At 50.8% G+C, this 19,324-nt stretch carries 26 protein-coding genes and 2 tRNA genes; 2 read left to right on the forward strand and 26 right to left on the reverse strand.

Going from position 1 to position 19,324, the window contains the following annotated elements:
- Nucleotides 1-30: 30 nt before the first annotated feature.
- The 17 genes from HPY58_01435 to trmL form a co-directional block, all read right to left on the reverse strand.
- Nucleotides 31-1,422 carry an aspartate aminotransferase family protein gene (locus tag HPY58_01435; protein NPV28323.1) on the reverse strand — a complete coding sequence of 464 codons (1,392 nt, stop codon included), beginning with the start codon at nt 1,420-1,422 and terminating at the stop codon, nt 31-33.
- A gap of 131 nt (nt 1,423-1,553) precedes the next feature.
- Nucleotides 1,554-1,658, reverse strand: a complete 105-nt coding sequence (locus HPY58_01440) for a rubredoxin (protein ID NPV28324.1) — start codon at nt 1,656-1,658, stop codon at nt 1,554-1,556.
- Between the two features lie 59 nt (nt 1,659-1,717).
- Nucleotides 1,718-2,731: a thiamine-phosphate kinase gene (gene thiL / locus HPY58_01445; GenBank protein NPV28325.1), complete on the reverse strand. Its 1,014-nt coding sequence runs from the start codon at nt 2,729-2,731 to the stop codon at nt 1,718-1,720.
- A 120-nt stretch (nt 2,732-2,851) separates the two neighbouring features.
- On the reverse strand, nt 2,852-3,043 hold the full coding sequence (locus HPY58_01450; protein ID NPV28326.1) for a hypothetical protein: 192 nt from the start codon (nt 3,041-3,043) through the stop codon (nt 2,852-2,854).
- Between the two features lie 228 nt (nt 3,044-3,271).
- Complete coding sequence (locus tag HPY58_01455) at nt 3,272-4,246, reverse strand: site-specific DNA-methyltransferase (protein ID NPV28327.1); 975 nt, start codon at nt 4,244-4,246, stop codon at nt 3,272-3,274.
- Between the two features lie 336 nt (nt 4,247-4,582).
- Nucleotides 4,583-4,658 (reverse strand) — tRNA-Ala (locus tag HPY58_01460).
- Between the two features lie 119 nt (nt 4,659-4,777).
- On the reverse strand, nt 4,778-4,996 hold the full coding sequence (locus HPY58_01465) for a hypothetical protein (GenBank protein ID NPV28328.1): 219 nt from the start codon (nt 4,994-4,996) through the stop codon (nt 4,778-4,780).
- 361 nt (nt 4,997-5,357) lie between these two features.
- Nucleotides 5,358-5,855, reverse strand: coding sequence for a hypothetical protein (locus tag HPY58_01470; protein ID NPV28329.1), 498 nt, complete (start codon nt 5,853-5,855; stop codon nt 5,358-5,360).
- On the reverse strand, nt 5,856-6,263 hold the full coding sequence (locus HPY58_01475) for a zinc-binding protein (GenBank protein NPV28330.1): 408 nt from the start codon (nt 6,261-6,263) through the stop codon (nt 5,856-5,858). It lies immediately after the preceding gene.
- Between the two features lie 2 nt (nt 6,264-6,265).
- Nucleotides 6,266-6,655: a zinc-binding protein gene (locus HPY58_01480; protein NPV28331.1), complete on the reverse strand. Its 390-nt coding sequence runs from the start codon at nt 6,653-6,655 to the stop codon at nt 6,266-6,268.
- Nucleotides 6,656-6,667: 12 nt separating this feature from the next.
- Entirely contained in the window at nt 6,668-6,907 is a 240-nt protein-coding gene (locus tag HPY58_01485; GenBank protein NPV28332.1) for a thioredoxin family protein, read from the reverse strand.
- A 39-nt stretch (nt 6,908-6,946) separates the two neighbouring features.
- A complete protein-coding gene (locus tag HPY58_01490) occupies nt 6,947-8,011 on the reverse strand; it encodes a permease (protein ID NPV28333.1) in 1,065 nt (354 codons plus the stop codon).
- 135 nt (nt 8,012-8,146) lie between these two features.
- Nucleotides 8,147-8,476, reverse strand: a complete 330-nt coding sequence (locus tag HPY58_01495; protein ID NPV28334.1) for a helix-turn-helix transcriptional regulator — start codon at nt 8,474-8,476, stop codon at nt 8,147-8,149.
- A 144-nt stretch (nt 8,477-8,620) separates the two neighbouring features.
- Nucleotides 8,621-8,827, reverse strand: coding sequence for a hypothetical protein (locus tag HPY58_01500; protein NPV28335.1), 207 nt, complete (start codon nt 8,825-8,827; stop codon nt 8,621-8,623).
- 2 nt (nt 8,828-8,829) lie between these two features.
- Nucleotides 8,830-9,897: an ACR3 family arsenite efflux transporter gene (gene arsB, locus HPY58_01505; GenBank protein NPV28336.1), complete on the reverse strand. Its 1,068-nt coding sequence runs from the start codon at nt 9,895-9,897 to the stop codon at nt 8,830-8,832.
- A gap of 343 nt (nt 9,898-10,240) precedes the next feature.
- Nucleotides 10,241-10,498, reverse strand: coding sequence for a hypothetical protein (locus HPY58_01510; protein NPV28337.1), 258 nt, complete (start codon nt 10,496-10,498; stop codon nt 10,241-10,243).
- Nucleotides 10,499-10,521: 23 nt separating this feature from the next.
- Nucleotides 10,522-10,983, reverse strand: a complete 462-nt coding sequence (gene trmL, locus HPY58_01515) for a tRNA (uridine(34)/cytosine(34)/5-carboxymethylaminomethyluridine(34)-2'-O)-methyltransferase TrmL (GenBank protein NPV28338.1) — start codon at nt 10,981-10,983, stop codon at nt 10,522-10,524.
- A gap of 383 nt (nt 10,984-11,366) precedes the next feature.
- Between trmL and HPY58_01520 the strand changes: the two genes are divergently transcribed.
- Nucleotides 11,367-12,047, forward strand: coding sequence for an adenine nucleotide alpha hydrolase family protein (locus HPY58_01520; GenBank protein NPV28339.1), 681 nt, complete (start codon nt 11,367-11,369; stop codon nt 12,045-12,047).
- Between the two features lie 5 nt (nt 12,048-12,052).
- On the opposite strand, the gene HPY58_01525 is transcribed toward HPY58_01520, so the two are convergent.
- The 4 genes from HPY58_01525 to HPY58_01540 are packed head-to-tail and all read right to left on the reverse strand — an operon-like array spanning nt 12,053 to nt 16,337.
- Nucleotides 12,053-12,616, reverse strand: coding sequence for a GDSL family lipase (locus HPY58_01525; protein NPV28340.1), 564 nt, complete (start codon nt 12,614-12,616; stop codon nt 12,053-12,055).
- Between the two features lie 26 nt (nt 12,617-12,642).
- The gene (locus HPY58_01530; protein NPV28341.1) at nt 12,643-14,355 is read right to left on the reverse strand and encodes an ABC-ATPase domain-containing protein; all 1,713 of its coding nucleotides are present in this window, start codon (nt 14,353-14,355) and stop codon (nt 12,643-12,645) included.
- 3 nt (nt 14,356-14,358) lie between these two features.
- On the reverse strand, nt 14,359-15,366 hold the full coding sequence (locus HPY58_01535) for a potassium channel protein (protein ID NPV28342.1): 1,008 nt from the start codon (nt 15,364-15,366) through the stop codon (nt 14,359-14,361).
- A 20-nt stretch (nt 15,367-15,386) separates the two neighbouring features.
- Entirely contained in the window at nt 15,387-16,337 is a 951-nt protein-coding gene (locus HPY58_01540) for a D-alanine--D-alanine ligase (GenBank protein NPV28343.1), read from the reverse strand.
- Between the two features lie 133 nt (nt 16,338-16,470).
- Here HPY58_01540 and HPY58_01545 point away from each other — a divergent pair.
- Nucleotides 16,471-16,546, forward strand: a tRNA-Trp gene (locus HPY58_01545).
- Between the two features lie 174 nt (nt 16,547-16,720).
- Here HPY58_01545 and HPY58_01550 read toward each other — a convergent pair.
- The 5 genes from HPY58_01550 to HPY58_01570 all read right to left on the reverse strand — a co-directional run bounded on the left by HPY58_01550 (nt 16,721) and on the right by HPY58_01570 (nt 19,290).
- The gene (locus tag HPY58_01550) at nt 16,721-17,020 is read right to left on the reverse strand and encodes a hypothetical protein (protein NPV28344.1); all 300 of its coding nucleotides are present in this window, start codon (nt 17,018-17,020) and stop codon (nt 16,721-16,723) included.
- 3 nt (nt 17,021-17,023) lie between these two features.
- Nucleotides 17,024-17,299, reverse strand: a complete 276-nt coding sequence (locus HPY58_01555; protein ID NPV28345.1) for a BrnT family toxin — start codon at nt 17,297-17,299, stop codon at nt 17,024-17,026.
- A 333-nt stretch (nt 17,300-17,632) separates the two neighbouring features.
- Nucleotides 17,633-18,034, reverse strand: coding sequence for an IS110 family transposase (locus tag HPY58_01560; protein ID NPV28346.1), 402 nt, complete (start codon nt 18,032-18,034; stop codon nt 17,633-17,635).
- Nucleotides 18,031-18,318 (reverse strand): hypothetical protein, encoded by a 288-nt coding sequence (locus HPY58_01565; protein ID NPV28347.1) that lies wholly within the window; start codon nt 18,316-18,318, stop codon nt 18,031-18,033. The genes HPY58_01560 and HPY58_01565 overlap by 4 nt, the downstream gene beginning before the upstream one ends.
- Nucleotides 18,319-18,603: 285 nt before the next feature.
- On the reverse strand, nt 18,604-19,290 hold the full coding sequence (locus HPY58_01570; GenBank protein NPV28348.1) for a hypothetical protein: 687 nt from the start codon (nt 19,288-19,290) through the stop codon (nt 18,604-18,606).
- Nucleotides 19,291-19,324: the final 34 nt, after the last annotated feature.

The following is a 19,324-nucleotide window of genomic DNA, read 5'->3' on the forward strand; positions in this document are numbered from 1 at the left end:
TGTGGTTCCCTCCTTTAAAACGGTATTACCCTACGAAGAGGGTCTGGCAGCAAAAAATAAATACTTGCTACTTGCAAGGACAAACCTCCAGATGCTCTGGTATGTTTTAAAAATCTCCTCCAGCGCACCAAGCACCCGATCCAGGTGCTGCCGGGAAACGGTCAGGGGCGGCTCAAAACGAATTACATTCGGGTTGTTTAAGGTATAAGCGGTAATAATCTGATACTTGTTCAGCAACTCTGCCGCAACCAAAGCTGCGAGGTATTCCTCGGCCAGTTTATTCAGTTTTCCACCTGTAATTTTATCCCATATACCCTGGGCAAGCTGGTTGAACTCAACTCCTACCAAGAGTCCTCTCCCTCTGACTTCTTTGATAAAAGAGGGATACTTTTCCTGAAGATGCCGGAGTTTCTGCAGAAAATATACCCCTTTTTCATATGCATGCGCAGCAAGATCTTCCTCTACCAATATCTGTAAAGCAGCAATCCCTGCAGCCATAGCCCGCGTATTTCCCCCAAAAGTGGAGGTATGGAGAAGGCACTTTTCAAGGCTTCCATAGGCTTGTTCCCAAATAGCTTCAGTTGTTGTAAAAGCTGCAAGAGGCATGACCCCTCCACCTAAAGACTTTCCCGTACACAATATATCCGGAACTACCCCTTCCAGTTCACATGCAAAGATTGTACCCGTCCGCCCCAATCCGGTTTGAATCTCATCTACAATTAAAAGAGAATCATATTCTTTACAAAGCTGGCGGACTTCACTCATGTAACCTTGAGGTGGAACGCGAACCCCTCCCTCCCCCTGGATGGGTTCGAGAATAAAAGCGGCCACATCCCCATCCTTAAGCTTTGCCTCCAGGGCAGCTAAATCGCCAAAGGGAACCGGTTCGCAGCCAGGAAGAAGAGGCTGAAAAGGCGCCTGGTATTTACTTCTTCCGGTTACAGAAAGAGCGCCCAGGGTTTTTCCGTGAAATGAGCCTTCACAGTAAATGATCTTCTTCTTTTTTGTAGCCGCCCTTGCCAACTTGAGTGCCCCTTCGACAGCTTCTGCACCACTGTTACAAAAAAAGGAGCGAATAAGATTTCCAGGTGTTACTTGAGCAAGATTATGAGCCAAAACCGCGCTTAATATACCAAGAGATGCTTGAAGTAAGTTGGGCAAATTCGAAACCTGCTGAAGGGCAGCATTAATTCGAGGGTGGTTATGTCCAAAATTCAGGGACCCGTAACCACCCAGAAAGTCCAAATAACACTTCCCTGCCTCATCCCAAACATAAACATCCTCGGCGCGGACAAATTTTTTATCAAAATTTAGTAAGCCCAGCATAGTCGCGAAACCAGGATTTAAATACTGCCTGTACAAAGAGCGAATTTCTTTTTGCTCTAACTGCAGGGCTCGATCTAAACTGATCAATTGAGTCATTTCATTCCTCCTAAAAACCCGTTGATTAAATCCTTACCTTAGGATACATCACGTTTGAAGTGAAAATCAATATAAAAAATAAAAAATGGCAGTCAAGAAAAAACTGCCACGGCCATGCAAAAATTATAATATTATTCCTTTTTATCGATGTTTTTTCCTCCGCAATTAGCACACTTACGGGGTTTACATCTGGTCTCTTTTTCCCAGCCACAGTCCTGACATTGCCAGACCGCCATCCTTCAGCCTCCTCAGTAATAATTACTACTTAGATTATAATAACCATGTTAATTTCTTGTCAACTCTTTTTTCGAAAATGATCATACCCAAAATGTTCCAGGTTAATGCGCTCCCCGGAAAGTTCTAGATAAAGAGCATTTCTCGCGTCTGTGATCTCGCCAATAACAGCAACCGGAGTTCCCATTTTTCGCAGTTCTTCCAATTTTACCAGATTTTCTGGAGCCAGAGTAAAAACCAGCTCGTAATCCTCCCCTCCATCCAGCGCCCAGAAAACCGGATCCCGGTTTAAATATGCTCCGGCAATTTTTACAGCTCCACTTAACGGGAGCTTCTCCGCGTAAATAACCGCACCAACTCCACTCGCCTCGGCAATTTCCCTAACCTCCCGGGCAAGGCCATCACTGACATCGTTCAGGGCACTTGCCACACGTTCGAGAGCCAAAAACCGCCCCTCTTGAACGCGCGGATACGGCTCCAAGTGTGCTCGAAGCAGTTCTCCTTCCACATCAGCCGGAAGTTTGCCAAGACAGTTATTCATCAAGAGTGCAAGTCCGGCCGCAGAACTCCCCGGGTAACCGGTTACGGCAAGGAGATCCCCGGGCTTTGCCCCGCTCCTGGTAAGCACATTTGGTTTTTCAATCTGGCCTAAAACCGTTACATTAACTACAAGCCCAAGGGGGGAACTCACAATATCTCCGCCGCATAAAAGAGTTCTGAATCTATCACCTAAGGTTCTGAAGCCCTGAAAAAATTCCTCAAAAAAATTAACTTCGGTTTGGGGGGGAAGGCCCAGAGAAACCAGGCTAAAACGGGGTTCGGCCCCCATTGCCGCAATATCACTTAAATTAACAGCTAAAGCCTTCCACCCCAACTGGCGCGGGGTAATCCAGCGCAGATCAAAATGGGCTCCTTCCAGGAGCATATCACAGGTTGCGACCAGTTCTCTGGCGGGATCGAGCGAAAGAACTGCTGCATCATCCCCAATTCCCACGACAATTCCGTCACCTGTGGTACCGAACTGCTGTATAATCCGCTGGACCAACCCATATTCCGAAATCTCTTCAAGACGCAACCTTTCTGCTCCCCTTTTTTGATCACTTTTTTAGACGCACAGTCTCGGCGCATCCCTTGCCCTGCAAAAGTAAATCCGTGCTGGAACTAAAAAATCGAAAAGAACCGGCGAATTGATCCCTCACCGAACTCCACTCTTCCGACACTCCAGAAATTCTTCCCGGGCAATGATCTTTGAGAACTCCTCCTCCATTGGGGCAAACCCACCGAGCGCCTCATCGATCCCCAGCACTCTCCGTTCCGTTCGGAGGTACTCCACCAATTTCTCCGCGGCTTCAGCTTCCCGGGGCAGCTTTCCGGCCCCTACTTGCATGGTTCCTCTTTCCTCCCCCAGAAATTCGTGCGCCTAAAAGCTCTGGCTTTTTTCACTCTCAGTTTTTTAATACTCCTGATAAAGTGAACCACCCCTGCTTCCTACCCTGAAACTTTTCAGGCGAAAGAGTCTTTTCGAAGAGCTTCGAAGAGCAGCGGCAGTTCTTCGGTACTTACATCAAGCGGGTCCCGTTCCAAGATTCCAAAGGCAACTGCCAGTTCGGTGCATTCAGTCTTGGTGCCCGGCACTTTCCGGTGCTCCTTCCATTTGGATGCGTTCTTCGGCCAGAGTGCAGTATTCAGGCACAATATCATATCCAACCCAGTGTCTGTGAAGTTTTTTGGCAGCGACACAGGTCGTCCCGGAGCCAGCGAAAGGGTCAAGGACAACATCCCCCACGTAGGAATACAGCTTGATTACCCTGCACGCCAGTTCCACAGGAAAGGGTGCCGGGTGCCCCACCTTTTTTGCAGATTCCGGCTGGACTTCCCACACGGAGAGAGTAGAGGACATAAACTCGTCCCGGGTAATATCAGATTCTCCCTTGTCCGGACGGTCAAACCTTTCTTTGACAAAGACCAGAAGGTATTCGTGGATATCTCTTAAGCGCGGCGACCTGGCGGAAAGCCAGCTTCCCCAGGCGCAGGAGCCGTTGGCGCCTTTCCCCTTCTGCCAGATTACTTCTCCGGCAGGGAGGAAGCCGATGTTCATGTGTATCAGGTAGAAGTAAGCATGCATCGGAATATAGGGCTTGCGCCCGAGATTGGCAATGTTGATTACATATCTTCCCCCTGGCTTGAGAACCCGGAAGACCTCCGCTCCTACCCGGGCAATCAACCCAAAATATTCTGTAGCTTCAAGATCGCGGTCGTAATCCTTTCCGGAATTATAGGGAGGTGATGTAAAGGCCAGGGCCACGCTCGCGTCCGGAATATGATGCATATCTTCAGAAGTGTGGCAGTAAATGCGGTCGACCCATGCTTTCAGGGGCCTGGGAGGGTTTTTAATCCTTTGATGACCAGGATCCTGGGTTGTACAGGTTTCGATCAGGAAGCGGTGCAGGGACTCGAAATCTACCTGATAAAGGCTTCTTGAATAAAAGATTGAAGAGTCGTGACCCTCTCTCTTAGGTGTCCCAAAGGATGCTGTCCTGGTAGCCACAGGTTGCCACCTACTCCTAACTGTAAAAACCCTGTTATTCACCTGAATCTTTTCTCTTCTTACGGCTGCTTGAGGCAATTCTATGCAGTTTCCCTTGATTTTACAATTTCTTCCCGCAACTCCTCCACCATCTTTAGCTAATGGCTTCTCCAAACCCTCCGCCTGTCGCAGATATTCTACAACCTTCCAATGCCGGTCTTGAAGGGGCGTGCTACAGAGAAGTTGAACATCATCCTAAAGTGAAAACAAAAAGCCCTTCCTCTTAAAGAAGAGCCCTGAAAGATAGGACTCTGAGGGTCGGTTGATGTCAAGTTGATAAGTTGATGTCAACCGACCCTCTAACTCTTTATGCCAAGACCTGGAAAGGCTTGATTTTCTTGGTGGACGTGACGGGACTCGAACCCGTGACCTCCTGAATGCGAGTCAGGTGCTCTCCCAACTGAGCTACACGCCCAAATACTTTCATTAAAATAGATATTAATTCTTTAGTTCTCTCTTGTCAAGAGCACGCGATCCACTCAGTAGCTGGTGCTGGCGGAATAGCCTTTGCCCAGAAGCTCGGTGATCTCTTCTTCATAACCAAGCCACCTTTAATCCAGCATCCTTTTCAAGGCTTTGCACGCTTCGGAGTCTGGCTTTATCTCTGGACAGGAGTCGAGTTCTACTTAGCACGAGCTTCGTGGCAAAAGCCATGCACGTTGCTTCCCCGCACTTGCGGCAGTTTGTTTTCGGCAGGTGCTTGAAGAGTTCGATCGCCTTTGGAGGATGCCACTCTCTGTAGCTGGGAGAGATCGTGTCCTTCTCCTGCGCCACTTTATTCAGGTAAGCAATCAGTTCTTTGCAGATCTGGGCTGCCTCGTCTTTATCGGGAAAGGTTTTCACGGAGATCTTGCACTCTTTTATAGCTACCTCCCAGAAGCCGTTGGGTCTTGGCGGGTAGCCGCGGAAGACGAACCGGATCCAGTTGAACTTTGGGAGGAACTTGGCTTTTTCGGCAACAGCGTTGAGGTAGGGGAGGAGTTCCGAGAGGTCGGTGTCAACGGCGATCTTGGCCCGCACGAGATCGGTCCCGACGTGGCAGGCGAGGTAGTCAACATCGATTTTATATTCCTTGATCAACCTTGCTTCTCCCCCTTTCGCCACTTCAGGGAGCCTACTCCCCGGCCACTACCAGCTTGTGGTCGCAGAACTTGTCGCCCTTGGCGCGCCACCTAAGCTCTGAAGGAGGGATGAGCTTGAGGTCAGGGTTGACGGCGTAGAGCATGCCTTCAATGTACGGCCAGCCCCAGTTCGGGCAGATGAGTTCCCAGGGGGCCTTGGCCTTGCCGATGGCAGCGAGGCAAGGGCAGAAACCCGCGTGGCGGAATACGATGTTCCCATCTGCATCTTTAAAGACCTCACACTCTATGCCTACCATTTTCCCGTGTTCCTGCCAAATCCTGATGAAGTCCTCGGGGGAATCACCGGTAACGTCGAGTTCTTCTTTGAGCCTGGCGCCGACTCCCTTGCCTTCGCCGAACCGCCACTTGGCCACGACATTGAGCACTTTGCCGAGCCCGAACTCGTCCCCGAGAGCGAGAATGAGTTTATAGAACTGGGTATGGGTCTGCACAACCATTTGACGGCGCTGTTCGAGTTCTTTCCTCTCCATTCACGCGTTCCTCCTTTCAAGCTCTTCTTTTACTTTTTGAAAGACCTTTTCGACTTCCTCGGAGGGGGGCTCAAGCTCGCTCGACTTTTCTACTCCTAGATTGGAGATGACGACTGCTCGTGCAGGCTTGAAACCTGCGTGTTCTAGTGTCTTTGCTGCGCATTGCTGGGGACAACCGTCTATCGCGAGGAAACTCCCCCTGCTTGCGCGTTCGAGAAACCCGGGCAAATGAGCTCCCAGCCCCGCCAGGCAAAAAGGTTTTCCGCGGCCCTCTCGAGCTAATTTTAGGAGCATTCTGGAGCTGAGCTGTCCGAGGTTCGAGCATGCTCCAGAACAGGCCACGATGTAGTTGAATGACGGCTGGGTGCAGCAGCACCCTTCACTCATTGGAACAAGCACCCCTTTCAAGATTATTCAGTCTTAGACAGGATTTCCTTTACCTCGGCGACGACTTTCTCTACTTCTTCGTCGGCAAAGGCGAACTCGTGCCTCTTCTTGATCCCGAGTTGAGTGACGACTACGTAGCAGTCTGCCTTGAGCCCGGCGCGCGCGAAGGTGGCTTTGCCGCAGGAGACTGGACACCCGTCGATGAGGATTCTCTTCTCTGCTTCCCGCGCCGGTTCCACCATGTCCGGGAGGTTCCCCCCGATCCCCGCAAGGCAGAAGAACCTCCCGAGGCCGGCCTCTTCCAGGGCTATTGCCGCCTGGTTGGAGATCTGACCGACATTGGAGCCACCCGAGCAGGCGAAGACAAGCACATTTCCTCCAGCGCAGAGGCACTCTTCCCTTGTTCCTTCCATCCTCTCACCCCCTTACTTTGAGCTTTGAAGCCACTTCTTGATCTCTTCTTTGCTCGGCACGCGGCCGAAGCACTTCACCTCTTCGTCTACCACGAGCCCTGGTGTCATCATGATGTCGTAATCCATGATCTTGTTGATGTCCGTGACCTTGCTGATCGCAGCCTCGATTCCAAGCTCGTCGAGCGCTTCCCGCGTGAGTTCCTCGAGCCTCTTGCACTTGGCGCAGCCGGTTCCCAAGATCTTGATCTCCATAGAAACCATCCTTTCTGAGATTTAACAGTTTGGGGCAACCTAGCAAAATGCTCCGAAGAGCCAACCCGTAAAGGTGGCCATGACGACGACAAGAGCAATAAAGGTTAACCCTTTTTTGGCCCCGATGAGCCTGATGATCACGAGCATGTTCGGCAGGCTGAGAGCAGGTCCTGCGAGGAGCAGGGCGAGCGCCGGCCCCTTGCCCATTCCAGACCCCAGCAGCCCCTGGAGGATGGGAACTTCGGTGAGAGTAGCGAAGTACATGAAGGCCCCTACGATCGCCGCGACAAAGTTTGCGAGAAGGGAATTTCCGCCCACGACCTGGGAGATGTAGCGGGCGGGGATGATTCCGGTGTCAAGCCCCGGCCTTCCCATGAGGAAACCTGCCACCAGCACCCCGCCGAAGAGCAGGGGAATGATCTGCTTTGTGAAGAACCAGGTGGCATCCGCCCAGGAGCAAAGCTCTTCTTTTTCGAACCAGCGCCAGAGCATGAGGAAGAGCAAAACAAGCAGGAGCACTACAAGGTGCCACTTGACCTCATAGACGGCGTACCAGAAGCCTGCTTGTTGGGCCGGCTTCCCCCAGGCAGCGAAGACGAGGATGAGGACAAGGTCAAGGAAGTAGAGCAGCGTCTGGAGGGGACTCCGCTTCTCTGCGGGCATCTCCGCCACGATCTTCCGGGCCTGGGCGATCCTTTCACGCTCTTCCCCCCTGAAGAAGAGGGCCATGAGGACTCCAATGACCAGGGCAAAGACTACCGCTCCGATTGCCCTGGCGAGGCCCAGCTCCCACCCCAGAACGCGCGCCGTGAGCACGATGGCGAGGATGTTGATGGCAGGGCCGGAGTAAAGAAAGGCGATGGCCGGTCCCAATCCCGCACCGCGCCTGTAGATGCCCCCGAACAGGGGAAGCACCGTACACGAGCAGACGGCAAGGATCGCCCCGGAAACCGAACCCACAAGGTAGGCCACCCACTGCCTGGCGCCGCCCCCGAAGTACTTCAAAACCGCCTGCTGGGAAACAAAGTGGGAGATCGCTCCCGCAATGAAGAGGGCGGGGACAAGGCAGAAGAGCACGTGCTTCTGGGCGTAATCCTGAAGCATGTAGAAGGCTTCGAGGATCGCCTGGCCCACCCGCGGGTGGCCGAACGGGATAAAGTAGGCACACAAGAAAGCGATGAGCAACAAGAAGAACTTGTCGCGCTCTTTCACTTTTTTTCCTTCCCTTCTTAAGCCAGTTTAGAGGGTCTCGATTCCTGCGAGTTCCTTGTTTCTCGCCTTGAGGTCTTCTTTCAGGACGCGGTCGATGCAACCGAGAAACTCTTTGACACAGGGCGTCCGGATGCGGTAAAAGGTTTTCGTGCCTTCTTTCCGCGCAGTCACAAGCCCGGCGCTTTTGAGAACTCCGAGGTGCTTCGAGACCGTAGGCTGGTCGCACCCCAGAGCCTCTACGAGCTCGCAGACGCACCTTTCTTCATCAGGGCTGAGGAGGTCGATGATCTGGAGCCGGATGGGGTGGGCAAGGGCTCTGATGACTTGTGCCCGGAAAGTATAGAGTTCGTGCGGCATGCTCTTCACCTCCTTTTATGCCAATTTAAGCATAAAGGAATAAAAGTGTCAGGCAAAACCCTTGGCTTGCCTATTCTAGACCAAACGAAGCCAGTCTTTCTCAGTTCAGGAGGCTCCGTCCCCACGGGACGTTTAGGGGAGCCTTCACTTCTTATCGGCGAGTTCGGACTCTTTCAAGAGCAGGTACTGCTGGGGCCCGCAGTCCTCACCGGGAACGGCCTCCGTGAAGTAGCGGCACCCCCAATCTCGCCCGGTGTCCGCGGGCGGGATCAGGCGCTCGAACTTGTGGCAGTAGACCGCTCCTTCAGGCTTGGCAGTTTTGCCGAGGGCGCACGTCTTGCAGTTCCTCATATTTATATTGCCTCCCCTTCGGGTGTGAAGCACTTCCGAGAAAAGCCGAGCGCGACATTGACGAGACTGATCATCACCGGCACTTCAATAAGGGGACCAATGACGGCGGCAAAGGCCTGGCCCGAGTGGATCCCGAAGACCGCCACAGCTACGGCAATCGCCAGCTCAAAGTTGTTGCTTGCTGCAGTAAAGGAAAGCGAGGCGGTCTGGGGGTAGCTGACACCGAGCCTCCAGCTTATGAAGAACGAGAAGAGGAACATGAGCACGAAGTAGCAAAGGAGGGGAATGGCGATCCTCACGACATCGAGGGGTAGGGTGACGATGTACTTGCCCTTCAAGGAGAACATAATCACGATGGTGTAGAGCAAGGCGATCAGCGCCACCGGGCTGATCTTTGGGATGAAGCGGTTCTCGTACCATTCCTTGCCCTTCACCGGAATGAGGCTGAACCGCGTCACGACTCCAGCAAGGAACGGTATTCCCAGATAGATGGCGACGCTCTTGGCAACCTCGGCCATGGATACGTGGATCACGGCTACCTTCTGGAAAAGGTGGAGCCACTGGGGGATGAGAGTAATAAAGAGGTAGGCGTAGACCGAGTAGAAGAAAACCTGGAAGAGGGAGTTGAAGGCTACAAGAGCAGCGGCATATTCTGAATCACCTTGCGCCAGGCTGTTCCAGACGATCACCATCGCAATGCAGCGCGCGAGGCCGATCAAGATCAGGCCTACCATGTAGTCAGGGTAGTGGCGCAAGAAAACAATGGCGAGGACGAACATTAAGATGGGCCCGAGGATCCAGTTGAGGAAAAGGGAAAGGCTTAAGACCTTGAAGTCCTTAAAGACCTTCCCGATCTCCTCGTACTTCACCTTCGCCAGCGGGGGGTACATCATAACGATCAGCCCGATGGCGATGGGTATGGAGGTTGTCCCGATCTGGAATTTGTTCAGCCAGTTGGCGATCCCCGGGAAGAGGTAGCCACCCCCTACACCCGCGGCCATGGCAAGGAAGATCCACAGCGTCAGAAAGCGGTCGAGAAGAGAGAGTCTGGTTGTCACCTTTTCCGGCATTTTTTGTATTCCTCCCCAATCATCTCTTTGTTTAAGGTTCCTGGAACGTTCTAAATAACTTCATTCCAATATTAGCATATAGCTATAAGAAATTCAAGAGGCCCCTTGCCCCTTTTCATTTTGCAACCAGGCCGCTTTGTTGTTGCGGGCAGCCGTGGGAAAGATTTCGAAAGCTCGCTATTTATCAGTTAACTTTCGACATTTGCTGTCGAACTGTTGCAAAAGCTGTAGTTATTTGTTAGAATATGAAATGCCACCATAATTCCAGGGGTAGGAAATCGTAACCTTTTTGGTTCGGTTTCCTATCACTCTTTTGAGCTTCTGCAAAAAAACAGGAGAGGCTTCATTCAGGAGCCTCTCTTAATTCCTTCAAAATCCTTTCCCTGATCCCCTGTTTTACCAAAGCATCAACCACCTGAAAGTCTAAGTGTGGAAAAGAAGCGATGATCTCCTGACCGATCCGTGTTCCCTCTCTTAACAAATCTGCTTTTTCCAACAACTCTATCGTACGCCGGTCAGTTTTTCCTAGCTGAATAAACTCATCATACAAGTGCAGCAGTTCCTCCCAGAAACTTCGTGTTAATTCCCCTTTATTTACCAAAATATACCCCCCACTCCTTAATTTTAGCTTAATCCCTTAAACTTTTGTTGACGAAGCGCCTCATAGATAATTATTGCCACAGAATTCGATAGATTCAAGCAGCGCGCCTCTTTTACCATCGGGATGCGCAAACAAAAATCCAGATTTTCAGCGATTAAATCCTCCGGTAAGCCCGTTGTTTCTTTTCCGAAAATAAAGAAATCACCTTCTTTATACTCAACATTATGATAAAAAAACTTTCCCTTAGTGGTAATATAAAAAAATCTTGCCGAGGGAAATTTTGACTTAAACTCTTGAAAGGATGAATAGCAGTAAACCCTTACAAGATGCCAGTAATCTAAACCGGCCCGTTTGAGGTAGCGATTTTGGAGAGAAAAACCAAGAGGTTCTATTAAATGAAGGCAACAGCCCGTTGCCGCACAAAGGCGGGCAATATTTCCGGTATTCTGTGGTATCTCCGGTTCATAAAGAACAATGTTAAACACCTCTTATCCCCTCTTAGAGCATTATAATCTCCCTGTTCTTCGCTGTCCATAATTTACACAAGGATACGGGATAAAAATCAGAGGGATCCCACAATGCCTGCTTTGAACCTCCGCTGCACAGGACTTAATTTATACTAATTATTCTCAAAAAAAGTCCTAAAACAGTTTGAATAATCATGCACAAATTTCATAATTATGGGTTGAGTGTATAAAGATTCACTATCTTGCGATTTTGCGTTTAATTATGCACTAACGTATAAATATGCACACGCTGGATTTCTCTTCTGTAATCTGTATAATTATAAAGGGTGATCAACTTGCCTAAGAGACCTTTTCATGATTCCCTCTGGCGCCCGGTCGGAGAAGCAATCAACGACTACCAGATGATCCAGGAAGGAGATAAAATTGCTGTCGGAGTCTCCGGCGGCAAGGACAGCCTTACTCTTCTCTATGTATTAAACGAAATCAAGTCTTTCTCACCGGTCAAATTTGAAATATCTGCTTTTACCGTGGATCTCGGGTTCGGCACCTCCCTTAACCCAATCCGGGACTTCTGCCGTGAGAATGGAATCACCTGGTCCTGTATTCATACCCTGATCGGCCCGATTGTGTTCGATTACCGCAAAGAAACTAATCCCTGTTCACTCTGCAGTAAAATGCGCAACGGCGCCCTGCATAATGCAGCACATCAATTAGGGTATAACAAAGTAGCCCTGGCCCATCACCTGGACGATGCTTTAGAGACATTTTTCTTATGTCTCTTTTACGAGCGCAGGATTAAAACTTTTCAGCCTTTAAGTTTTTTATCCCGCAGCAAACTAACCCTGATCAGACCTCTTATTTATGTCCGCGAAAAAACAATCCAAAACTTTGCCGCGACTTTTAAACTTCCTGTTGCCAAAAACCCCTGCCCCGCAAATCACCAGACGAAGCGGGAGGAAATGAAGGAACTTCTGAACTATCTGGAGCAAAAATTTCCCGGTGTACGAGACCGCCTCTTGACGGCCTTGAAAAACTTCAATCCCGACTATCTCTGGAAAAAAGAATCACCCGGACCAAGTTGAATCATCTACTTTTTAGAGATCCAGGAGCTAAAAAAGACCAGTGCCGTTTCCCCCATGACTTCGTATCCCTTTTGATTCGGGTGAACACAATCAAGATAAAGTTCCTGACGGAGAGACTTTGACACAGGATCGACAAAAAAGGGGGTTGCAAAGTCCAGAACTACAAGTTGGGCGCGGCCTGCCACTTCCCGGTAAGACAGGGAAATGCGCTCAAGTTTCGGGCCGGCCACAGGATCGTCCACAGGAATTGGGAGGCCGATTATCGGTTCTATTTCTTTCTCCCGGGCGCGCCGGAGCATTTCCTTCAGGTAATAGAGAGTTTCTGCAATCGAAATATCTCTGCAAAAAGCATCATTGGTTCCCCCCAGAATGACAACCGCCGCTGGCTCCCGCGCGGCGACATCTCTTTCAAATCTTCTCGCCATATCCTCCAGGGTATCGCCATTTACACCTGCATTAACAAGATTAAGACCGGTTTTCTGGGCAACGTAATAAACCCAGGAAAAGCGCGGTCCGTAGGGGTATCCGTAGGTGAGGCTGTCTCCCAAACAGATAATTTTTTTCTTCATTTTATCCTTTTCCCCATCCCTTTCTCTTATCGAATTTCCAAACTTCGCAGGCGGTTGATTGCTGCTGCAACCTCATACTTCCTGGGTCTTGCATAATCTCCTGCTTTTCCCTTAAACGGGGAAATAATGTCCAGCCCATGCCTGTCCAAATCCCGTTCAACCTCTTCAAGTGCCTGGCGAAGCGTCCGGAAACCATCAAAATATTTTTTCCAGGCATAGTAAATAATGTCGGCAATGGCGCGGGTTTGGCTTATATCTACCAGTTGCTCTACATAATCGAGTTCGATCTGGTAATGGCCGAACAGGACTGTTTCCATCCCTTTTGCTGCTACCTTGATTTTGCGCCCCCTTTGCGGGTCGAAGCTCTTCGGAAGGGGAACGCGGGGCCTGATTTCTCCAAAATGCTCGCCGCCTTCGGGCTTTCTGTTTGACTGGTACTGCCTGGTAATCATTTTTGCCCGGTCTGTAACATTACGCGGCCGGTATTCGTCCATCATGATCACCGTATCGGCAACATCTAAATAGTCCCCTGAACCCCCCACAACCAAAATCGTTGAGACACCCAGGTCCTTCAACAAAAGGCGGACCTTGTCCAGGAAAGGAGTAATCGGCTCCTTTTCTTTCGCGACAAGAGCCTGCATCCGCATATCCCGGATCATAAAATTAGTGGCGCTCGTATCCTCATCGATAAGCAACAGCCGGGCTCCCATCTCCACCGCTTCGATGATGTTGGCAGCCTGCGATGTGCTGCCACTGGCATTTTCCGTGGAGAAACAACGGGTATCCTGCCCAAAGGGAAGATTATTGATAAAAGGGCTGATGTCCACCTTTTCCACCCTTCTTCCGTCTTCGGCTCGAATTTTAACCGCATCTTTAATTGCAATCACCCATTCCCTTCCGTCCCCCGGAATGTGGTTGTAGACCCCTCTCTCAATGGCACGGAGTAAAGTCGATTTTCCATGGTACCCTCCCCCCACGATTAAAGTTACACCCTTGGGAATTCCCATCCCCTTAATTACGCCGTGGTTGGGTACTTTGAAAGCAACTTCTAAATCCGGCGGACTTTGAAACGGAACAACCCGGGGTCCTTTAAGAGGGGCATCGCTGGCGCCGCTGAAGCGCGGGAGAATGGAACCATTGCCAATGAAAGCTACAAGAGAAAGCTGCTCCAGGGACGATCGGATGGCTTCCTGGTCCTCCGCCAGGATAATGAATTCATGCAGTTCGTTTTGATTAAGCGCGGCGTAAAAAAGACTCGCTTCTACGATTTGGGGAATTGCCTGAAAAAAGATCGCTTCTGCCGCTCGACCCAAAATCGTCCGGCCTCTTGCAGGAAGACCGCAGACAAAGCGGGCCTCAACAAAGTCCTGGTTAATTACAACAGCACTCCGCTCTAAAATCTCCTGCTTTCCGTGATCTATTGCAATAAGCCCGCTGTTCCCTGTGCCCCGCAATCCTGTTCCAAACTTCCTGCATGCCTGCGCAAAATATCTTGCCAGATAATCGGTAAGGGCTATTTGCCTGATTTTTGTCTGATACAAAGCCGAAGGAAACCGGGCAAGTTTTTGATTTACCCTTACCCTCACCTTTGAAGGGGCAGCAAAGGGATCCCCCTGGACGTGATCAATAAAAAGCTGATACTTTCCGAAATCGTATTCTCCTTCAATTTCCTGATAGGCTTTGTAACCTTTCCCATCAATGAAATGAATCTTGTTTTTGAGAATCCTGCTGTTTAACAACTCCTACACCTCTTCAGTTCCGGCCGCTAAGTTTTCCAATAGGGCAAGCTGGCCTCGTGTTCCGATCGCTATTAAAAGATCATGGGTTTTAATTTCTTCATCAGCCCGGGGAACCCCGACAATTTCTCCTTCCCGCATAATCGCAATAATCATCGCTCCCGTCCGCTCCTTGATGCGAGAATCCCGCAGGGTTTTTCCGATCAGAGGTGAACGGCTCGAGACCGCAATTTCCTCAATTTCAATTTCCGCTCCATGATTGTGCATGATGGTTTCTACAAATTCAACGGTAGCCGGCCTCAGAATGGAAGCAGCCATCCGCCTGCCCCCAATTGCTTCGGGCGCGATCACTTTATCGGCCCCCGCCCTGATGAGCTTGCTTTCCGCCCCTTCCTTGTTCGCCCGGGCGACGATCACAATTTCTGGGTTAAGCTCTTTACCGGTTAAAGTAACGAAAACATTATCGGCATCAGAAGGAAGAGCCGCAATAAGCCCTCTTGCCTTCTGAATCCCGGCCTCCAGCAGCGTATGATCTGCGGTGGCATCACCTTCCAGAACCAGAATACCTTGCTCCCGGAGTTCGCGAACAATACTGGGTTCGCTTTCAATAACCACAAAGGGAACATCTTCTTTCTTTAAGCGCTGAATTACCTGGCGTCCCACCCTTCCTGCACCGCAAATTAAGATGTGGCCTTCCAGCTTAGCAATTCTTTTAAGCATACCTCGCCTCCCAAACACGTCCGCCAGTTTCCCTTCAACGATCATTCCCACCCCGCTACCGAAGGCATAAAGAACGAAACCTATTCCAATAACGAGGAGGACCATTATGAAGACTCTTCCTGCTGTCGTAACAGGAACGTAATCTCCATAACCGGTTGTTGTAAGGGAAACAATAATAAACCACAGGGCCTCCAGGAAAGAGTACTCTTCGAAAAACTTGATTCCAAGAACACCTATTAAGATAATTATGAGAATTCCGACAAGCAGGCGTAACCACTGATGAAACCTTTCCACCATGAAGCTCCTTGCTCTTTCTACTTCGAAGACCAGGCTTCTTCAACCAGGCGCGAAACGAGATCTGGAAAAGAGATTCCTGCGGCTTGAGCGGCGTCAGGGAAAAGACTTGTTGGCGTCATTCCGGGAATCGTATTTACTTCCAAAACATACGGAACCCCGTGATTGCTGATCATAAAATCTATCCGGGCAAAATGGCGGCAGTTAAGTGCGCGGTATACTTTCAAGGCCACAGCTTCCACTTTTTCCGCAACGCCGGGGCTAATCCGGGCCGGAATGATATGGCGGCTTAATCCGGCGCTGTATTTTGCCGTATAATCATAAAAACCGGTTTTCGAAACAATTTCAATCAACGGTAAAACCTGTGGTTCCTTTGTGCCCAGGACTGATGCCGTCACTTCAACACCTTCAATAAACTGCTCTGCAAACGAGAGTTCATCAAAATGGAGGGCGCAAGCAATGGCATCTTCGAGCTCCTTTTGGTTTCTCGCCACCGAAACACCGATCGTCGAACCCTGGCACGCCGGTTTTACCACAACAGGAAGCTTGAGATGTTCTGCAATTTCGCTGGCAATTTGGGCCGTCTCTTTATACTCCAGTTCGTCTCTTTTAAAAACATAAAAAGGCGCTGTTTCTATCCCCTCGGAAAGAAGAATTTTTTTTGTCATTACCTTGTTCATTGCAAGGGCGCTGGCTAAAACACCGGAACCAGTGTAGGGAAAACCAAGGAGTTCAAGCAGCCCCTGGATTGTGCCGTCCTCTCCAAATTTACCGTGTAAAGCAATAAACACCACATCTGGCTTAAACTCCTGCAGGCCCTCGATTAACTGGTGGGCAGGATCGATTTCTTTGACCTGATAACCTTTCTCGACGAGGGCCGATGCAATCTGTTTCCCTGTTCTTAAGGAAACTTCCCGCTCCGAAGACAGCCCCCCCAGCAAAACGGCTACTTTTTCGGGTTTCTTTTTCACTGCTTTGCTCACCTTTCTGTTACCGAATTTTAAATTTATTTATGCCCTCCAAATTTGAAAAAGACCATTTATCTCCAAATCCCCCTTTGACAACTTTTTTTCTTTACGCTATAATTATACACGGTAAAACTGCAGGGGAGTAGCTCAATTGGTAGAGTAGCGGACTCCAAATCCGTTGGTTGCAGGTTCGAGTCCTGTCTCCCCTGCCAGAAAAATCAAGCCCCGCAAGCCTTGCGGGGTTGTTTATTTTTTCCAGAGTTTGTTTAAACCTCTTTTTGGGATCAGGTTCTGCCTCCACCGGCTTCGCCTCCTTTCCGTAACTTTCCCAAAAAAACCGAAGGCCGGGATCTCTCCCGGCCAGGCTCTCTTTGCTTCTTTTCCGCCTAAGCCCGCTTCTCCTGCTCCCTCCTGATCGCCTCCGCGATCCAGGACCGCAGGAGCGTCTGGTAGGGTATGTCCTTCTCCTTCGCTATCCGCTTCGCCGCCTCAATCTGCGACACCCGTAGGCGCAGGGTCACGCGTTTGGTCTTCGACCGCTCCCTTATCTTCGCGGCCAGCTCGGGCGCAAGCTCGATTTCGTCGGGCTCGAGCAGATCCCAGTAGTCGGCCACGCTGTGGGTATCCCAGAACTCCGCCATCTCCTGCTCGCTCTTGAATTCCGGTATTGCCTTTTCTTCCCTCACCGCTCAGCGCCTCCTTTCCCGGCGGTACAGCCGCCTTTCCTTGCGATCCATATCCCGCGCCGTCACCACGTACACCGCACTGCCCGGCCTGTCGGCGTATATCACCGTCAGTAGCCGCCCAGTATCCGTCCTGCCCAAAGCTACGCGGGTGCCTCCGCGGCCCCTCCGGAAGACCGGCTCGTTGAAGAAAACCTCTTCGGCTTCCTCCGGTCTCACTCTGTGCCTGGCGATGTGGTTCACATTCCAGGCGTCCCATTTAAAACGGGTTATCCTTTTCAATGGCCCCCACCTGCCCTCATCTTACTATTCCGTCTTGCTCCCGTCAATACGAAATACGAAAAGGCCGGCACTGCGCAGGCCCTTGCTTTCCTATGCCGCCCGCCCCTTGGCGGCTCTCCCCACCGGCCCCACCAGTGTCCGGCGGAAGCGGGCCAGGAAGCAGTTTCATCAAAGCGGGGCGGGCCTTCCGGCGCAGTTGACCAGATTTTTAGCCGGTCTGGGCACTCACCGGTTCGTACTCCTTTGCCGCACCGCCTGCAGCAGAGCGGTTTAACACTCAGATACCCCTGTTCATTCTGACTTATATCCTGCTCTGAAAATGAACGTGGTACCTCAAGCAACTTGTTCTAGGGTGACCTGATAGCCGAGATTCTCCAGCCGTTTGACACTCCTGCGAACAACTGCAGTCTTGCCTATCTCGTCAAAGTAGTTTGGCCCGAGCTCGCGGTATGCAGTGCCATGCTTGAGTATGTGGTAGGCAATGATCAAAATGGTATGGGCTACTGCCACTGCTGTTCTCTTGCTTCCCCGCCGGGCGGCAATCCGGTGGTATTGGGCACACAAATAGGTTCCTTTAGTCCTTGCAGCTGCCCGTGCCGCCTCTACCAGGGCTTCTCTGAGCCACGGATCACCTTTTCGAGTTCGGCTACTTGAGCGTTTGCCTTCGCTCTCATTGTTCCCGGGGCACAGACCTGCCCAGGATGCAAGATGCTTGTGACTGGGGAATCTGCTCATGTTGTCCCCACCTCTGCAATTATCAGTTCTGCGGTCTTCTTACCCACCCCTGGAATGGTCTCAAGCCTGTGGAGCTCCCATCCCCTGGCGTCTTCTTCAGCCTGTGCTACGCTCCATACCCGGATTGGCTTCTTATTCTGGAGGGCGTGGCGGAACTCGTGAGCCAGCGTAGTGACGGAGAATTTTGGAAGAAATATGGCGTTAATTGCGGGGTCGTAGCATCCGGAGCCGCAATTTGCGGTAATGAAAAGGAGCGGCATCGGGATGTGGTACAGCGCGCTCATTTCTTTTAGCCAGGTGAGGCAGGCCCGGTACGCCCTCGAAAATTCCTCTTACCCGCTTCTCCCTGGGTTGCCACGCCAGGGCTTTCACTTGATCAGCTCTCTTGTAATCTTGATAACGCGGGGCTTGATCCGCGGAACCTGTCTTTTTATAGCTGGGCTGAACCGCCGGTTGATTGGCTGAATTGAATTATTGGTGGTGCGCAAGGAAACCGCTCCTCTCTTTTCTTTACTTCTTTTTTGAAATCCTCAAGAGCCAACCGCTCACCAAGAGAGCTAACGGTCTTCTCACAACTCCTTCATCTTTCGCTCCCCAATAAAACCCAACAGGTTTTCCCACTCTTCTTTTGTCAAGTCGGGGCGGATCTTAACTCTCTCGAAACCAAAACGCTTTCGGACGTGGCTCTCAGTTGAGTCGGTAACGTCCTTTTTCTTGGGGATGTATGTTGGTTCGGTGAACACGACAACCTTTGCTATAATTTTCCCATTTTCTACCATATACAGCGTGCCGGGTGTTGCTGTAAACCAGTTCACGTGGTTCCCGACAGGAACCGTCGCGACATAGACGGCGTTCTTGGTCGCCTTGTAGTGCAGGCCGTTGGATTGATTGGAGAAGAAATAGAACTCTTCTCCGTCGGAAAGGATGAAATTTAGCTCCCCCGCGCTGCCGTATTTTGGCGGCGGAAGCGACCGCTGCAGCCCTGCTCTTCCCGGTGCTGAGGTGGTCGACGAGGACCGAGAAAAATTGCTCTGAGTCCGTTTCCCGACGGGAGCGTAGTTCGCGAAAAGCCTGGACACTTTGATTCCCCGCAAAAACCCGTTGTGAGCGAATGCCCAGTCCTTTCCGTTGATGTTTGCCACAAAAGGGTGGGCGTTGGTGACCGAGTCCAGCAGCTTTACCGTACCGTAGCGGACGTGGGCGATAAGCGTCCTGGCCTCAAGAGAGGCAATTGTTGATCCACAATTAAAATTGATCCCCGATTAACACCGAAAACTGATCCCCCGGAAT

The organism is Bacillota bacterium, assembly GCA_013177945.1.
Classification (GTDB): Bacteria; Bacillota; DSM-12270; order Thermacetogeniales; family Thermacetogeniaceae; genus Ch130.

What these genes read in the sequence shown, in the direction of transcription:
- HPY58_01435 (NPV28323.1), bottom strand. Translation starts at nt 1,422, where the DNA reads ATGACTCAATTGATCAGTTTAGATCGAGCCCTGCAGTTAGAGCAAAAA.
- HPY58_01440 (NPV28324.1), bottom strand. Translation starts at nt 1,658, where the DNA reads ATGGCGGTCTGGCAATGTCAGGACTGTGGCTGGGAAAAAGAGACCAGA.
- HPY58_01450 (NPV28326.1), bottom strand. Translation starts at nt 3,043, where the DNA reads ATGCAAGTAGGGGCCGGAAAGCTGCCCCGGGAAGCTGAAGCCGCGGAG.
- HPY58_01470 (NPV28329.1), bottom strand. Translation starts at nt 5,855, where the DNA reads ATGGAGAGGAAAGAACTCGAACAGCGCCGTCAAATGGTTGTGCAGACC.
- HPY58_01480 (NPV28331.1), bottom strand. Translation starts at nt 6,655, where the DNA reads ATGGAAGGAACAAGGGAAGAGTGCCTCTGCGCTGGAGGAAATGTGCTT.
- HPY58_01485 (NPV28332.1), bottom strand. Translation starts at nt 6,907, where the DNA reads ATGGAGATCAAGATCTTGGGAACCGGCTGCGCCAAGTGCAAGAGGCTC.
- HPY58_01490 (NPV28333.1), bottom strand. Translation starts at nt 8,011, where the DNA reads ATGCTTCAGGATTACGCCCAGAAGCACGTGCTCTTCTGCCTTGTCCCC.
- HPY58_01495 (NPV28334.1), bottom strand. Translation starts at nt 8,476, where the DNA reads ATGCCGCACGAACTCTATACTTTCCGGGCACAAGTCATCAGAGCCCTT.
- HPY58_01500 (NPV28335.1), bottom strand. Translation starts at nt 8,827, where the DNA reads ATGAGGAACTGCAAGACGTGCGCCCTCGGCAAAACTGCCAAGCCTGAA.
- arsB (NPV28336.1), bottom strand. Translation starts at nt 9,897, where the DNA reads ATGCCGGAAAAGGTGACAACCAGACTCTCTCTTCTCGACCGCTTTCTG.
- HPY58_01520 (NPV28339.1), top strand. Translation starts at nt 11,367, where the DNA reads ATGATCCAGGAAGGAGATAAAATTGCTGTCGGAGTCTCCGGCGGCAAG.
- HPY58_01525 (NPV28340.1), bottom strand. Translation starts at nt 12,616, where the DNA reads ATGAAGAAAAAAATTATCTGTTTGGGAGACAGCCTCACCTACGGATAC.
- HPY58_01560 (NPV28346.1), bottom strand. Translation starts at nt 18,034, where the DNA reads ATGAGCAGATTCCCCAGTCACAAGCATCTTGCATCCTGGGCAGGTCTG.
- HPY58_01565 (NPV28347.1), bottom strand. Translation starts at nt 18,318, where the DNA reads ATGAGCGCGCTGTACCACATCCCGATGCCGCTCCTTTTCATTACCGCA.